Source organism: Billgrantia gudaonensis, assembly GCF_900100195.1.
In the GTDB taxonomy this organism is placed as follows: Bacteria; Pseudomonadota; Gammaproteobacteria; order Pseudomonadales; family Halomonadaceae; genus Halomonas; species Halomonas gudaonensis.
Genome location: NZ_FNES01000003.1, coordinates 30,651 through 47,011 on the forward strand (window position 1 = coordinate 30,651; position 16,361 = coordinate 47,011).

Genomic DNA, 16,361 nt, shown 5'->3' on the forward strand with positions numbered 1-16,361 from the left:
CCATACAGCCACCCGATATCCTCAACTATACAACCAAAATTCCGCCCCGCAACCTCAACCATCTTGACATTAACCGCCCCAACTAGCTGACTGGGCCCGGCGCCCACCTCCTCCATCCATTCTGTCTGATCACGTATGGTCACGTAGGCTTCTCCAAAAAAGAACGCTTCCTTTTATACACCACCACTGTCAGTGAGTACATATTCACAGTGATCTAGCGACCAAACCATTCCAAAATACCCCATCGGCTCAATTAGGTGAACATTCAGTTCTAGGCACTGTTGAGTGATCAGCTTACATATGGGCGAATGCAAAGATAATACTACAGAGGATTGATCGCTGTGGAGTTGGTTGAACGAGCTGATAACATTGTCCAAACGTTCGGGGCTATCAGTATTATCAACTCAGTGTAGCGATGCGAGGGTAAACCACTCTAGTAAATAGCCGGCAGCCAGGGAAACCGCCTTTTCTGCGAATAGCAACGCAGGGTCTTGCATCACATCGCCGGATTACAGTACTTTCACCGGCTTGCTGGAAAAACCCTCACTTCCGAATTCTTGACAGTTGTGTTGGTAGGACATAATAGCAAGTCGCTAATCTGGTCAGTGAGGACGCAGTTGATCTCCTCCCGCATCTGCATATTGAAGCTGCGCTAACCTACTTCAACATGGTCAACGGGAATATACAGCTCAGCAGCCGCCAATGCACCAGCAGTGTTGAACACCAGCACACGATCAAGCTTGTGCTCAAGCAGCACGTGCCCGACCTCATTCAGCATGCGTCCCGTCATTTCGCCGTGGTTACCGCAATGGATATCAATTATATTGTCACACCGGGGAATGCCAAACTGGTTGGAGAAGATATCCGAAATATTGCATAAGTGCTATCAGGCATCCAGAGATTTATAAAAATCGAGCAGCTTTCTCTCTTCAATACTCCAATTGTAATTCATTTCCACAGCTCGCTGCCCATTTATTCCCATACGCTCCGCTTCTTCTGGATTAGAAACCAAATAATCAATTGCCTCAGCAATTGCTTGGGGGTCAAGCGGATCCACACAAATACCGCACTGATTGCTTTCGACTATTTTTCTCCAAAGCGAAAAGTCCGAGGCGACGACAGGAAGACCAGCAGCCATATACTCAAACATCTTAACCGGCAGTGAATCTAGATAATTAACCATCGGGTGCAAAACAACCACCCCTGCAATTGAGTCATTCAATAACTTCTTTACACCTTTTCGATTCAGCCAGCCGAGAAAACCTACCTTTTTCCATCCCGCATCAGTTCTTATTTGGTCTTCAAAAGCTTGATGACTAAAACGACCACCAATAACAAGTTCCACACCTGTCTTTGTCAAAGACATGGCTTCAATCATCTCTTGTGTTCCACGAATACGATCGAGCCCACCCACATAACACACTTTTTTCTTCTTTTTAGACCAATCTGGTTCAACAACAGATAGCTCTCCCAGCAACGGATAGTTGTTGATATCGACTGACCTAACATCGAGCTCAGTGAACTTATCCCGAATATAAGGAGTCGCCGCAATCACTCCATCCAGCTTACGGCAGGCCCAGCGCTCATAGACTGCAAATGACCTAGATAGCAGCCACTTGGCCGACTTATTCAAATAGGGCTTACCCAACAGCTGTTTCGGCACATCCTCATGAGCATCGAAAATTACCTTTTTTCCACGTTTTTTCAGCTTCAAGCCAACAGGGATCAATTCGGGGTCGTGCAGGTGGTAGATGTCAGCATCCAGAGCCAATGCTTTATTTAATATACGCCTTGGAGCGTTTTGAATGCGATCAAGACGCCCTTTAGAAGCACCAACATCGAGGACAGTAACATCGTCTTTTTCTTCATCACCCTTTCCATCAGCTACGATTAATTTAACATTATACCCATGAGCGGCGAGAGATCTGCATTCTTTGATAAAGATACGAGTGTCAAAACGGGCATGGACAGAAGTCAAATGAACAACATGCAAATCAGAGGGCATCATAAATCTCTTTAATGATTTTTTCTTGCTCTTCCCAGCAGTACTTCTTTCGAGCTTCAAAAACATTTTCCTGTACTGAAGAATAATCTTGAGACAGAGAATCCATCACCGCTTTACGAAAGCCTTCCACAGTATTGGATTCAGCAACAACTCCCACCCCTTCTTTCTCAACCAACCGTTTCATCTCGTAAAGGTTAGAGGTAAGCACTGGTAGCCCGGACATGAGATATTCAAACAACTTATTGGGCAAACAGTAACGATAGCTTAAACAAGAATCCTCTATAAATGAAATACCATAATCTGCAGAACTAGTAAAATTTAAAATAGCATCAGGCGCAACGGCTGGGTAAAAAAAGATTGTGTTACTTTCTTTCGCCCTTCTTTGGATTAATATCTCAAGAGGGCCATACCCCATACATACGAGCACATTTTTGTCAGAACCCAGACCAGTGAAAGCTTCCAAAATCAACTCAATTCCTCGCCCTTTACTGAGCCCTCCTTGATAAAGAAATATTGTTTGATCTGACCGCAAACCTAATTCTTCCCGAAAAAAATTACACTTTGGCTGCTCTCTATACTTTGGGCAATTTAAAACGAGACTAGGCTTCGTAATTTTATAGATACGAGCATATTCTTCTGCAATTGAGTCGCTTACCGTGATCACTTGATCAGCGTAAAAAATTAAAAATCGCTCAAGAAAATATTTAAACTTTTTAGAACACAAAGACTGATTAGGCTTGTCGTTAATTGCGTACTCATGAGAATCATACACAATGCTTATCGCTGGCCTTGTGGCTTTGCAAAGAGCACCAATTATCAATGCATTCAAGTCATTGCAGTGCAAAACATCTGCTCTGCGATAATTTATAATAAACCGGATCAAAAATTCAATAAACTTTATCGCCTGAACTACTCTATTCTTCGACCAGTTACGTGTTACTAATGAAATTCTATGGATACGTATAGAGCCGTCTTTTTCATTCTCAGGGAGACCAGTTTCATGAAGTGCGACCACCTGGACTTCATGGCCGTGGCTAGCCAAAGTTTTCGATGTTTTTAAAACCCGACTGTCATTAATAAAATTATTAAGGACCAAGTTAACAATTTTCATTTTACACCCATCAAACTGCACCATCGTAAATAATTAACCCATCTCCAGACTCTGCCATCGAAATTTCTCTTCCCATCCACAACCTCTTCAAGCTCATCAACAAGTTTTTCTTTATTTAGAAAGGGGAGATCCGGCGCTTGATCAATCCAACTTTTGACGAGGTCAGCCATGCTAAGTAGCCAAGTAGATTCAGGTGTGGCAAAACCGATTTTATCTTTTCTATCCAAATGACTATCTGGCACAATACCTCTCATCGCCTCTCTAAATACATGCTTGGTGACCCCCTCTTCTGAGACTAAATAACTTTCCGGTAATGATAATAGAAATTCGGCCAAAGGGATTGTCAGGAATGGTACCCGACTCTCAATAGAAAAAGCCATTGAGTTTCGATCTCCATGGCGCAACAACGAAGGTAGACCATGGTGCATCAGCGCATGTGCTAGTGCCTCTTTAACTCTCAACCCTTGATTCTTTTGGCTTAATAGTGCACGTGCCTCCATAAAAACAACTCCATTTTCAGCCATATATTCAGTGTTTAACCAAGCAGGCTCAAAATCACGACCCATTTTTTTTCTTGCCAGTGAATACAAGCGATTTGGGAGTTTAATTTTCAAAAGATACTGCCACGCTAAGAAATAATTCCTACTGGGTGATTGTGCCCACCGCTTTGCGTATTGATGCGCTGCTCGCCACCCCTTCGTTTCAATCAAACTAAGTAAACGATGACCAGGATAACCTGAATAGCCTGCTAAAAGCTCATCCGCACCTTGGCCATCTAGTGTAACCGTAACACCGCTCTCCTTAGCTAGCCTATATACACGGTACTGTGCATAAATACTAGTACTACCAAATGGTTCACCTTGCTTCAGCAGCATGTCATCTAAGTCAGCTTCCAACTCCTGCTCATCGGCTATGACTTTATGCTCCCTTGTCCCCATCTCTTTGTTGAGAAGATCAATCCACTTCTCTTCTGAGATAGATTGATCATTGGATACATAACTAAACGTATTCAGTGGTACATCCGGCTCAAGATGTCGAACGGCAGAAACTACAGCAGATGAATCAATACCGCCAGATAATGCAACACCAACAGGCACGTCACTGCGCAAATGTAGCGCTACACTATCTAGAAAAAGATTCCTTAACTTCTCAGCTGCTTGATCAAAACTCAATGATGAACTATTACTTATCTCCGGCTTCCACCAGCGTTTGGGTTCTGACAATTCCCCCGTTTTTAGATTAAAATTAAAGTAGTGCGCAGGAGGAAGTTGGTTTACACCCGCCACAAAACTGAACTCCGATGAGTCATAATAGCCATGAACCAAGTAGTCGTAGGCACGCTGTAGATCAGGTTTAGGGGCTTCTTGACGCAAATGAATTAATGGTTGCATTTCAGATGCAAAATATAAATTATTTCCTTGATGAGCATAAAAAAAAGGCTTTATACCAAATGCATCACGAATAAAAATTAGTTTTTGTTCGGCCCGATCAAGGAACACAAATGAAAACATACCAATAAGGCGGCGCAAAACTTCCACCCCCCACTGTACTATAGAATAGAGAAGAACTTCAGTATCTGATTCCGTTCTAAAAGAGTAGCCAAGGTTTTTAAGCTCAGATCTTATTTCTCTATAATTATATACTTCTCCATTATAAACCAGGCAATAACGACCACAAATTGAATTGAAGGGCTGGCAAGCCTGGTCACTAAGATCTATAACTGAAAGTCGCGTATGGCCAAGATAAACATTCTTACCATTAATTTTTTCATGATGGTAAGATCTATGATCAGGGCCACGATGCGCGATCATTCCTAAAGCGCCATCGACTACTTCATTAGGTTTTTTTTCTGTAACGACGCAACCAAGAAGTCCACACATTATTCAAACTCTTTAAATAAATTCATAAAGAAGGAAAATAAGCCAAGAGACAACTTATTCACTCTAGACGTATCCCAGGGAAAGTTAAAGCCAATTACAGAGGGTTAGTTAGAGTCATCCTGGTAAGATCCAGTTAAGATATCAACAAAGTAGTTACCACTAAAACCCTTTCCAGAGATTTTAAGCTTTCGCGACCAGGTTCCCGATATCTTATCTTTTGTTATTAGCGAATAAACCATTAATATGGTTTCCCGAAGTCAGAATAACTTTTGAAATAATCATGAGTAACAAAACATTAAGTCCTAAATGACTGGGGGCCAGGCCATTGTAAAAAAAAACAACCATCATCGCCCCGCCTACCATTGGAAACTGATCGCTCGAAGCACTCTTTACTAATCTTATTATTAAATAACAAAACCCAAGGAGAACTAAACCAGTGTACTTTAGCATCAACTCCAGTAATCCGAAATGTATGTGAACTCCCTGTCCTGTAACCGGATCATCATATCCACCAGGAGAAGCAGGGCCAATTCCTAAAAGATTACTCTCAATTAGGTCTTGGTACCCCTGAATCAAAGCTGTTTCTCGCCCTCCTAACCCTCTTTCTGTAATAGAAATAATAATCTGTAGAAGCGATTTGTCATCGATTGAAAGCAGGTGAATAATATAGAACATAAAAACAACCAAAGAAAAATATATAGAAATGTATATTATTTTAGTTGATTTCTCACCAATGGTTTTTTGTGCCAAAAACAATAGCATTGCTACAAAAAAAACAATGCTTACCCCCCTAGATTCAAAGACAAAAAAACTTGAAAGCAGGCCAAAAATTAGGAAAATAAAACTGGTTTTACCCCACGCCAAGAAGAAAAGATAGAACAGTGTTAATGATATCCAGTTTGGGTTAATAATTAGCCTATCGCCTGACAAAATCACATAACTTAATATGGCCAAGTAAAATGCAAAAAATACAAAAAAATGTGTTTTCCTTACGTCTACCTTATAGCCATAGAACAGCAGAAAAATATACAACATTAAAATTAAAAAATATGCAAAGGATCGATTAACCGCTTGCGATGTTTCTCTGAAAAAAACTGGAGGGATATAAATTAAAAACACTATTACCGTGAAAGTCACAACATACTTGCTGACTGTTCCTCGTGAAAGGGCAACTAGAAAAGCTAACAACACAGCACTTATTATCACCAATACTTGATTTAGCTGTAGGTTGGTTTGGTAAACTAAGTTATTTAATATTATAAGGGAAACAAATATCCAAGAGGCTAACCCTCTTATGGTTATATTTCTTTGAAAGGTATTATCACGTAACACGGTACGAACTAACACTGTAAGGCCTTCTTGTAAACACCAAATAATTCCTTGTTATCGAAATAAGAATTGTGCCAAAGAAGTGTAAACAAGCCATTAACTTTTCGGCATTTTTTTTTCAGATCTGTGACTTTCTTCAACGCTTCATCTGAATTTCTTAGTCCCAAGTACATGCACGAAATAACCGAACACTCCATTACTACTAACGGCCTAATCCTTAACCTAAGATGCGTTTGTGCTACAGGGTCAAATGCTGGATATTCATAACAGGTACCACAACGAAACCCTGGACTGTCAGCATAGCCTAAAGTAGAGTCATAACTCATTCCGCAATTCTCCCAGGCGCGTAGCGTTGTGGGCTGCTCCCAACGCAAATAGTGCATACGCCCTCCCCATTCAGTTTGGACTATACCAAGTTCAGCACAGACACGTTTCAGGCGGTCTGCTTCCTGTTTAATCAACTCAGGTTTCTGGAAAGTTCCGTAGCTGGGGTGTAAACCAATTTCATGACCTCGGTCATGGATTCGGCGTATCAGGTTGCGAATCGCGGGGTACTCCAATTCGTAGTCACTATCTCGAACTGGGCTCGTCCGTCCGCAGAGAAAATAGAAGGCACTTTGGATGTTATTGGCTTCTGACACATCCATCAGCCAATCAAACGTGTTGTAGGGGTCAGCAGGATGAAGCTGAGCGCCTGTTGCCAGTTTGACATGAGGAGCCGTGAAAAAAGCCTTAAACTCACGCCGCTTGAGTAGATACCCAGCCATCATCCGCCCGATGGTCGGCCAAGGTTTGAAGGCGTACTGGCTTGGAGTGTCTACATCATGCGATACCTTGACACTAAATTCATGTCGCCGCAGTTCTGTCTGCGGCCAAACCTGCTGAATAACCTGCCCTAGAATGATCATCCACTCATCTATAATAGGCCGTTCTAGGTAGTTGTGCTTGTAAGCGTGTGATGACACGGCGGGGAAGCGTTGGTGTTCGTCTAGATCCGTACGACCAATTTCTTCCAGACGGCTTAGCATCCAGTACGCCAAGCCCAAAATATCATAGTGAATGATCGCACCCTGATCGCATAACTCAATCAACGGTGCTGATAGCTCAGTAGAAGATGGCGCGAAAAGGGTATCTTCAATCGGTCCTTTAAAGCCCTCAACCGACGCTCTCCACTGTTCACAAGAGAAGTCTGATCTAGACTGGTGGAATACTTCTTGCAAATTATCAAATGAAATACTGCCCTGCCTACCAGGCAAAAGTAGTGTTAGCTCCCCTACTTTTTGGCTTAGTACGAAGTTATACCCAAAGCGTTCTTTCAAGATGACTTCTAGCCAACGGAGAGTAGCTTCAGAAAAAAACATTACATTTACTCAGCTACGTTGTGGGCGAAGCGTAATGAGCAGCTTAAAGAGCTTAGAGTTGCTGCGCGATACATGGAAATAAGGGGTTTGTATTGCGCCGAAGGCTCGAAAAAAGCGTTCAATAGGTTCAATCATTGATCCCTCAAAATCGAACACCTCCACAGTCTCTGGCTGCCGGCAAATTGCTTCCCACAACACTAAACTCGTCGCGCCACTATTACGCAGTTCAGGATTCCCACCACCCATCAGATAATAGGCTGTATTACCACCACGAACGATATAGGCACCAGCATGAAGATTGCCTTCACGATCAACAGCTACTAGGCAATCCCGGGCGTTTCGAGCCGAAACCGCAGTATCGAGGCCACTAACAAGCTTCGATGTATAAGGTACAGTTCGATTTTGACGCTTAAACACCATTCTGTTAAGTGCCATGAACTCTTCTAGTGTTCCCTCTCTTACATCAACACCTACACGATCTTTGGCTTTACGAATATCACTACGGATATTCTGTTGCATCCCCTTCCACAACTGTTCTTTATCCGCTTTCAAATCAAGTCGATACGTATAGCGGGTAGTTTGTTTGAAGCCCCGCCAATAGAACGGAAGCCAATTTTGTCGGTCGCAATGCCAATTTTGCGCATAGTGATCGTAGTTCGGCAGCTGATCTGCCAGCTCGCCCAACACGTCTTTCTCGTAGGCCAACTGTTTAGGGTAGGACTTATGTGTAGGGCGAACCCAGGGACCGAGAGTTTGGGTGAGAATGGGCTGACTGAGCAGACGAAAGCCCCTTCTTTTACGAAGCACGTAAGGCAGCGCACCAATTACCTGTTGTTTTTTGGTCGCAAGCACAACGTCCCACTGATCTCCTGCGACGGCATCTAGCCACCAAGCTTGGGAGAACAAGGGAATGGAGGGCTCACTTTCACAAAGCTTTCGGTATATTTCCTTCAAGAAACAATTCCTTTTTGAAGGGATATTTCTCTACCAAACTGTTTAGCTCTTCAAGCTCTGAAGGCTTCAAACTTCTTAGATCATCATGTTGAAACTTTGGTATTTCACCCTTTCCACGGGCAGTAACACCACACCACTCTCCCAGTAGGTTCACCAGATTCTCATCCAAATTTTGGTAATGAACTTCCTGTATATTTTCTTTCGGGAAGAGGGTCAAATCTTTCTCGATCTGTTGCTCCAAAAAATAAACTTGGGCCGCACACATCTCACCCTCAGGCAACATTCTCAATTCTTCCACATTTGGGGGCATAACGCTCCACCACTGTCCGTCTTGTGTACCAATCTTTCTCCGTGCTTTAAGTATTGATCGCGTCACAAACCTAGGATCACGCCTAACAAAGATAAACTTAGCTTTCGGAAACACCTCATGTATCAACCTGAGCCGTTGTCCAGCGTTTAAGTTCTTAAATAACAATGGACGTTTCAAGTAACTAGACGCCCTAAATACCTCTTCACGTATTTCTTTAACCATTTTTGATGTGACTTCATTATGGTCAATAAAGTGGCGGTGTTTAGGAAGCCAGCGATACCAAAACTGTCCACATTCGCTAGGAGCATGACCGCCAAACTTTCGCGTGTCACCATGCTCCGCTTTGAAATTATTGTGGGGTTTGTCCCCATACTTTTTATTGCTAAGCCAAAGACCAAGACTTAAATTATGGCACCAAGTACAAGCCACGTTGTCAATGTAAGCAAATCGATAGGCATTGGTAAGAGCCTGATAAATTATTGTTGATCCGGTTCGGGGAGCGCCAATAATAAAAACGGGTTGATAAGAACAAGTGTGGAGGCCAGTATTGGAGCTAACGGTACGTAGCTTGAACACCCATTTCATACACATGGATACCCATATAACGAGTAGCCTTCGAATTCGAGTCAAGGATAATAGATCATTCCGCATCCTTCAAAAAACCTTTATCTATGAAACTTTGAAACCACATTTCCATCGTAACTAAATGCCAAACATCAGCATAGGACCTTTTGTGGTCCAAGAAGTCAGAATACCAAGTATCGATAACATCTGAAGAAAAGATATTCCTGGACTTCAAACAACTAATATGATCTTCGACAAAATCCCTAAAATCATCCCGCATCCACTTTTCTAATGGAAACGAGAACCCCTTTTTTTTCATATATAAGCAATCCAAGGGAACCAGTCCTTTCACTGCATCTTTCAATATTCTTTTAGAAACTCCTTTGTTGACTTTAAATTTATCTGGCAGCCTTGCCGCAAACTCTATTAAATTATGGTCCAAGAGCGGAAACCTTCCTTCAACCGAGTTCATCATCGTGAATTGATCAGTCCGCTCAACATGGTGATTACCAATGTAGTTTTTTAGATCCATGTACATCAGTGCATCAAAGCCATCGCGAAATCTTTTTCCACCAACATAGCGACGATCAATTTCGGATAAGATGCTTTCGCTTTCTTTTCTTTTTATTCCGAACAGCATCCTAACATCAGACTCTCTGTGCTTCGAGAAAAATGCTGTATGATACTGAGAAACCGTTTTAGCTTGAATCAGCTCAAGACCCTTCTCTAACCTTTTTGGCACTATAGGCTTTAACAAGCCGACAAAGCCTTTCAAAGGACGCAAAATCAGCCATTTTTTATAGCTTTGATAATACTTATACCCTCCAAATAATTCATCGCCACCCAGACCATTAAGCACAACTTTTATGCCATGTTTTTTCACTATATTAGAAATTACATAATTCGGAGAAACGCTATAAAAAGGCTCTTCATAGCCTAGAGTAATTCTTTGAATATTATCAAGGTAGAATTTCTGCGAAACACGCTCAATAATGTGAGTCACTCCAAAACTTTGAGCGGCCAATTTTGCTTGCTGCACTTCATCTAAATCGCTTTCTCTAGGATGACCTAGCGTAAACGCTTTAATTGATGGGTTAAATTTTGATGCATGAGCAGTGATCGTTGTTGAATCCACTCCTCCACTCATGAAACTTCCCACCTCAACATCCGCCCTCATCCTTATTTCTACCGCTTCAGCGATTTTTTCTTTCAACTGCTCTACTGCATCAGAATAATTCAGATCTAAAAGTGGTTTGCCGTAGGGTATTTCCCAATACCGACCCGCTGTCTCTTTACCATTTTTGTCAATTTTTAACCAAGTTCCGGGCTCTAAGGCCCAAACATCCTTGAAAGCCGTTTCCGGACGTGGGGCAATACCAAAAAAGAACGACAAATAGAGACCATTAATGCTCACTTCGGGCTCATACACGCCTGAAGCTATAATAGTCTTTATGTCAGATGCAAAAAAAATAAAATTATCATTTTTTGTAAAAAAAACTGGCTTTATGCCGACCCTATCTCTCGCTAAGAACAGCTGTTTTTCTAACTTATCCCATACCGAAAACGCAAAGTCTCCATTCAGCATTTCAAGGCAGCTTTCTTTGAATCTTGCATAAAGCTTTAGCAGAACCTCAGTATCCCCATTCGTTAAAAAACAATCCCCCCTTTTTTCTAACTCTAACCGCAACTCTTTATAATTATAAATCTCCCCATTGTAACAAATAACATATCGGCCACAGCTACTTACCATCGGTTGATGGCTTGCATCGCTGACATCTATAATTGACAATCTACGATGCACAAATGCTACATCTGAATATACTTCTTCGCCAGAAATAGGTGGAAGGGCTTTCTTTATTTCAGGAGAACTCCATTCACCAGAATAAAATTCATTAGCATTATTACCCCCTTCGATATAATACCCCTCACAATCGGGTCCACGGTTGTGTAACTGTTTCGATATCGCTTTCAAATTGGGATTTGGAGCAGATAGATTAAATCTCAAAAAACCGGCAATTCCACACACACGCAACTCCCAATATCAAATAATAGCCACACTTTTTGAGTATTTGACAACGGACAACAACCACATAACCGTCGAGACAAAGCCACACCCTAAAATTAAAAGTGTATCGGAAATATCATATAGCCAAAGAGCTATGATCGGAAGAACGATAAAACCGCAAACAAATACACTTTTCATAGCCTTAATGGCCGGGGCCCTTAACCTGATTCCGAGCATTATAAAAATATTCACAAGCCTAGATAGATAAACCATGGATTTCAAAGCAGAAATTATGGCAACAGAAACCATGAGACTTTCAAAGTACCAGGCGCCAACCACCACCCCTATTATCCCTGACATCATCAATGCAATCTGAAACCTTAACGCAACTCCATGTTTATTAATTATAGGGTAAATCCCTGTGCATGGTGAAACAACAAAATCTGCTAGCATCCAAGGTACCATCCAACGGGCGATCATACCTGCTGAATGCCACTCACTTCCAAAAACAAAAAGGAAAACATCAGGTGCAAAAACAAAAACTGCCACACCAGGTGGAGCGCCTATGAGCAAAAGAATAAAAAATAATTTTTGTACATTTTCTGCTAACCCACCTTCTCTATGAGCTTGCGCAGCTTTTTGATAAAACACATCTGAAATTGCTTTACCGATGATTGACATAGGTTGAGCAAGGACACGTTGAGCCAGCGAGAACAAGCCAACTGAACCTACCCCGAGAGATGCTGCTAGCAACAAAGGAGGTAATTGCGATCCGGCCGAGCTAGATAATCCTGCCCAAGTCGAAACCAACGGGAATTTCATGTACTCGTTTGCGCTTTCCCTAATTCTTCTTAATCGAGAGAAGCTATAATTTCCAGGCCTTTGTTTAAAGGCCGATCTGGCAAGCCCTAAGACACCTACACTTTGTCCAACAACACGGCCTAATAAAAGTGCGACGGGACCGAGTGCGTACCCCCCAACTTGAATAACAACCATGCTCAAAGACTGGGCAAACTTTGTTTTCGCGATACTGGGAAAATTTTTTGTCCTTATCGCCCAGTATTGAAACACTTGATAGACACCCATAAGGAACAAGCTAGTGGGAATCAACCACAAATAAGGCAATAAATTTGGTGTATTCAGCAAACTGACAATATAATCACCAAACAGCCAGACAGCAACCCCAGTGCAAAGCGTGGTGACACCAACCGTAATAAGACTTAATACCACAATAGTCGCTGCTTCTTCATCGCTTTCAGGCAGAGGGATCGCAAGCTGATAGCGCAAACTGGCAATCACGGACAGAATGCCCAACAAACCAGCATATACAGCCAGAAGCCCGAAGTCCTCCGGGCTGTACAATCGTGTGAGTACAGGCGATGCGGCAACCACGATGATCTGCCCCGCTGCCGTACCGCCAGCCAGAACGGAAACGCTGCGTGCAAATTTGTTTTTTGGTAGCAGCCTTGCTGCCCTTTGCTTGGCACGACTCATCATGCTTTGGCGGCCTCACTCAAGGAGGCAATCACTGCCATGACCGGCTCATCGTTCAAATAGGGGTGCATCGGCAGTGAAATCACTTCTTTTGCCGCTTGGTCTCCCTGAGGCAGGTCGGCTTCACGGTCAGCGACTGCCGGCTGTTGATTGAGAGGCACCGGATAGTGTACCGCGGTGGGTATACCGGCTTCCTTGAGCGCGGCCTGTACTTGCTCGCGATTGGGCACGCGAACGGTGTACTGCGCCCAGGCGCTGGTATTGTGGGGCTCGACATAGGGCGTCGTTACGTTGCCACGGAATCCACTGAAAGACACTGAATATTCTTTTCGGTCACCAAAAGGCTGCTTTTCCCCTATTACACTCCCATCCAGCAGCTCGCTGTAGCGCTTAGCCACTTTATTTCTGAGCTCGATTTCCTCGGGCAGTATTTCCAGCTTGGGCATCAGGATTGCGGCCTGCAGCGTATCCAGCCGGCTGTTCACGCCTACGCGAATATGGTGGTAGCGCTTGTCTTGCCCGTGCCGGGCGATTTGCCGGATGACGGTGGCCAGCTCTTCATCGTTGGTGAAGATGGCGCCGCCGTCGCCGTAGCAGCCCAGCGGCTTGCTGGGGAAGAAGCTGGTAGTGGCGATGGTGCTCAGATTGCCGGACTTGCGCCCCTTGTAGGTGGCGCCGAAGCTCTGGGCGGCGTCTTCTATCACCGGCAGGCCGTGCTTTTCGGCAATGGCGTTGATGGCGTCGAAATCCGCACACTGCCCGTAGAGCGAAACGGGGATGATCGCGCGGGTTTTCGCCGTGATGGCCGCTTCCAGCTTGCTGGGGTCGAGATTGTAGGTGCGCGGGTCGATATCCACGTATACCGGTTTGGCGCCCAGCAGGGCGACGGTTTCAGCGGTTGCAATGTAGGTGAAGCCGGGGGTGATCACTTCGTTGCCGGGGCCGATGCCGAGCGCCATCTGGGCGATTTGCAAGGCATCGGTGCCGTTGGCGCAGGTGATGCAGTACTTGGCGCCGGTGTAGTCGGCGAGTTTTTCTTCCAGCTCGTGCACTTCGGGGCCCAGGATGTATTTACCGTGGGCGAGAACGCGCTGGATACCAGCGTCGATTTGGTCCTTGATGCGCGCTTGCTGGGCGGCGAGATCGATGAATTGCATTATGACACCTTTTTATTGCCACAGAAAAACACGGAAAGGCACAGAATAAATAACTAATTTAAATAATTTTCTGTGTTATTCCGAGGATTCCGTGGCGAAATCATGTAAAAACTAAAAAACAAGGCGCTTTACAGTGGCTTTGGGCCAGGCAAAATTTATCAGAAGCCCGACTTTCAGGCCAGTCGCTTTCAGGTAGTTTATGACCTGAGCTTCTGCCGATGGATGAACGGTGCTGGTGGCCTTTAGCTCTAGCAGTATTTTATCTTCCACGACGATATCGGCACGAAACTCACCTACCGCATGATCTTTGTAGACAACAGACAGAGGAACTTCGGCAACGGCTTTGATTCCGCTCATGGATAGTTCGTGAATCAACGCTTTTTGATACACGCTTTCCAGAAAGCCATGGCCGAGTTGGCGGTAAACTTCAAACACGGCGCCTCTAATCTTATATGTCAGTTCTTCTTCATGCATTGTATTCAGTGTTATTCCGTGCTTTCCGTGGCTATCGACTTTTGATGACTTCCGTGCCATCCAGAACGTAGCGGTCGCCGGTGTGCTGGCACACGGCTTCGCCCTGCCCTTTCAGCGGCAGTTGCAACTGTTCGCCGTACTCGCTCATCCAACCGATCTGCTTGGCGGGTACGCCTACCATCAGGGCGTAGGCCGGTACGTTCTTGTTGACGACGGCGCCGGCACCGATGAAGGCGTACTCGCCGATGGTCACCCCGCACACGATGGTGCAGTTGGCGCCCAGGCTGGCTCCCTTGCGAACGAGGGTGTCGCGGTATTCATCCTTGCGCTCGATCAGCGAGCGAGGGTTGTAGACGTTGGTGAATACCATGCTGGGGCCGCAGAACACGCCTTCTTCCAGGTGCACGTTATCGTACACGGAGACGTTGTTCTGGATCTTGCAGTTGTCGCCGATGGTGACCTTGTTGCCGACGAACACGCCCTGGCCCATGGAAACGTTCTTGCCGATGCGGGCGCCGCCGCACACGTGCACGAAGTGCCATACGCGGGAGCCTTCGCCGATCTGGGCGCCTTCGTCGACGATGGCGGAAGGATGGATCGACACTGACATGATCAAGTTCCTTTGGTTGCCAATTTTTGCCACGGAAGTACACGGAAAAATATAAAACAATAAAAATTATTAATTAATAACTTCTGTGTTATTCCGTGGGTTCCGTGGCAGAAAGCGGGTTCCGAGGCTAAACGACGAGTTTCTTCAGGAATGGATGCCCTTCGCCCGCTTCCGGCTTCTGGGGCTGGGCGGAGCGGATGGTGTTCACGGTTTCGATGCAGTGGCGGGCATCTTCGATGCCGTAGCCGCGGCCGGCGAGAATTTCCTGATAGCTGACGGTGTGCAAGTCGGTGAAGCCGCCGGAGAATTCGATCTCGCTGCCGTCCACGGTGATGGAGCGATAGGTGGGCTGCTTGCCTTTCACGCTCTCGGGTAGGTCGCCGGCATCGATGGAGAGGAACCAGGGCACGCGGGCTTTTTCGTATTCCAGATAGCCGGCGGCCTTGTCGTTGGTGGCGTAGTGCAGCACGTTCTTCTGCAGGTCGCCGAAGATGAAGTGCAGCATGTCGAAGAAGTGCACGCCGATGTTGGTGGCCACGCCGAACGATTTACGCGGGTCGCCCTTCCAGCTCTCCATGTACCACTTGCCGCGAGAGGTGATGTAGGTGAGCTCGACCTCGTGCTTGTCGGTGCGCCGCTCGCTTTCCACCTTCCGCTTGAGATCCAGAATCGCCTGGTGGTGGCGCAGCTGCAGGATGTTGTAGACCCGCTGGCCGGTTTCGCGCTCGATCAACGCCAGCTCGTCGAGCAGTTCGGGCGTGGGCACCAGGGGCTTTTCGCAGATCACGTCGCAGCCCAGGCGCAGCCCGGCGGCAATATGGGCGTGGTGCAGGTAGTTGGGCGAGCACACGGCCACGTAGTTCAGGGCGGTGGTGGGGTCGCGCTTGAGCTGCCAGGCGTGCTCCTGAAAGCGCTCGAACTCGGTGAAGAATTCGCTCTGAGGCGAGATGGAGTCGATGATGCCGACCGAGTCGTTGATGTCGTAGCCGATGGCCAGATGGTTGCCGGTTTCCTTGATGGCTTTCATATGGCGCGGGGCGATGTAGCCGGCGGCGCCGATCAGGGCGAAGTTCTTCATAAACGTCTCGAATGTTATTGCCACGTAAG

14 protein-coding genes and 1 pseudogene are annotated in these 16,361 nt (G+C 45.3%); all 15 read right to left on the reverse strand.

Annotated features, from left to right (window positions below):
- Window positions 1–173 precede the first annotated feature (173 nt).
- Window positions 174–389: pseudogene (locus tag BLP96_RS20565) on the reverse strand (UDP-N-acetylglucosamine 2-epimerase); the annotation flags it as partial.
- Between the two features lie 263 nt (window positions 390–652).
- Window positions 653–871, reverse strand: coding sequence for a UDP-N-acetylglucosamine 2-epimerase (locus BLP96_RS20225; RefSeq protein ID WP_218118580.1), 219 nt, complete (start codon window positions 869–871; stop codon window positions 653–655).
- 15 nt (window positions 872–886) lie between these two features.
- Window positions 887–2,065, reverse strand: a complete 1,179-nt coding sequence (locus tag BLP96_RS04130; protein ID WP_245682155.1) for a glycosyltransferase family 4 protein — start codon at window positions 2,063–2,065, stop codon at window positions 887–889.
- Window positions 1,995–3,116, reverse strand: coding sequence for a glycosyltransferase (locus tag BLP96_RS04135; protein ID WP_176761451.1), 1,122 nt, complete (start codon window positions 3,114–3,116; stop codon window positions 1,995–1,997). The genes BLP96_RS04130 and BLP96_RS04135 overlap by 71 nt, the downstream gene beginning before the upstream one ends.
- The gene (gene asnB, locus BLP96_RS04140) at window positions 3,113–4,996 is read right to left on the reverse strand and encodes an asparagine synthase (glutamine-hydrolyzing) (RefSeq protein ID WP_089683439.1); all 1,884 of its coding nucleotides are present in this window, start codon (window positions 4,994–4,996) and stop codon (window positions 3,113–3,115) included. The genes BLP96_RS04135 and asnB (BLP96_RS04140) overlap by 4 nt, the downstream gene beginning before the upstream one ends.
- Before the next feature lie 210 nt (window positions 4,997–5,206).
- The gene (locus tag BLP96_RS19800; RefSeq protein WP_143005069.1) at window positions 5,207–6,343 is read right to left on the reverse strand and encodes a hypothetical protein; all 1,137 of its coding nucleotides are present in this window, start codon (window positions 6,341–6,343) and stop codon (window positions 5,207–5,209) included.
- Window positions 6,337–7,644, reverse strand: coding sequence for a polysaccharide deacetylase family protein (locus BLP96_RS04145; protein WP_218118577.1), 1,308 nt, complete (start codon window positions 7,642–7,644; stop codon window positions 6,337–6,339). The genes BLP96_RS19800 and BLP96_RS04145 overlap by 7 nt, the downstream gene beginning before the upstream one ends.
- 51 nt (window positions 7,645–7,695) lie before the next feature.
- Entirely contained in the window at window positions 7,696–8,640 is a 945-nt protein-coding gene (locus BLP96_RS04150; RefSeq protein ID WP_089683443.1) for a GNAT family N-acetyltransferase, read from the reverse strand.
- A complete protein-coding gene (locus tag BLP96_RS04155) occupies window positions 8,612–9,535 on the reverse strand; it encodes a sulfotransferase family protein (protein WP_176761452.1) in 924 nt (307 codons plus the stop codon). The genes BLP96_RS04150 and BLP96_RS04155 overlap by 29 nt, the downstream gene beginning before the upstream one ends.
- 55 nt (window positions 9,536–9,590) lie before the next feature.
- Window positions 9,591–11,540, reverse strand: coding sequence for an asparagine synthase (glutamine-hydrolyzing) (gene asnB, locus BLP96_RS04160; RefSeq protein ID WP_176761453.1), 1,950 nt, complete (start codon window positions 11,538–11,540; stop codon window positions 9,591–9,593).
- Between the two features lie 15 nt (window positions 11,541–11,555).
- Window positions 11,556–13,016 carry a lipopolysaccharide biosynthesis protein gene (locus BLP96_RS04165; protein WP_089683449.1) on the reverse strand — a complete coding sequence of 487 codons (1,461 nt, stop codon included), beginning with the start codon at window positions 13,014–13,016 and terminating at the stop codon, window positions 11,556–11,558.
- Complete coding sequence (locus BLP96_RS04170; RefSeq protein ID WP_089683451.1) at window positions 13,013–14,170, reverse strand: DegT/DnrJ/EryC1/StrS family aminotransferase; 1,158 nt, start codon at window positions 14,168–14,170, stop codon at window positions 13,013–13,015. The genes BLP96_RS04165 and BLP96_RS04170 overlap by 4 nt, the downstream gene beginning before the upstream one ends.
- Before the next feature lie 111 nt (window positions 14,171–14,281).
- The gene (locus tag BLP96_RS04175; RefSeq protein WP_340147953.1) at window positions 14,282–14,704 is read right to left on the reverse strand and encodes a GxxExxY protein; all 423 of its coding nucleotides are present in this window, start codon (window positions 14,702–14,704) and stop codon (window positions 14,282–14,284) included.
- Window positions 14,676–15,254 carry a UDP-2-acetamido-3-amino-2,3-dideoxy-D-glucuronate N-acetyltransferase gene (wbpD, locus tag BLP96_RS04180; protein WP_089683455.1) on the reverse strand — a complete coding sequence of 193 codons (579 nt, stop codon included), beginning with the start codon at window positions 15,252–15,254 and terminating at the stop codon, window positions 14,676–14,678. Before wbpD ends, BLP96_RS04175 begins: the two co-directional genes overlap by 29 nt.
- Before the next feature lie 127 nt (window positions 15,255–15,381).
- Window positions 15,382–16,332 (reverse strand): Gfo/Idh/MocA family oxidoreductase, encoded by a 951-nt coding sequence (locus tag BLP96_RS04185; protein WP_089683457.1) that lies wholly within the window; start codon window positions 16,330–16,332, stop codon window positions 15,382–15,384.
- Between the last annotated feature and the right edge of the window lie 29 nt (window positions 16,333–16,361).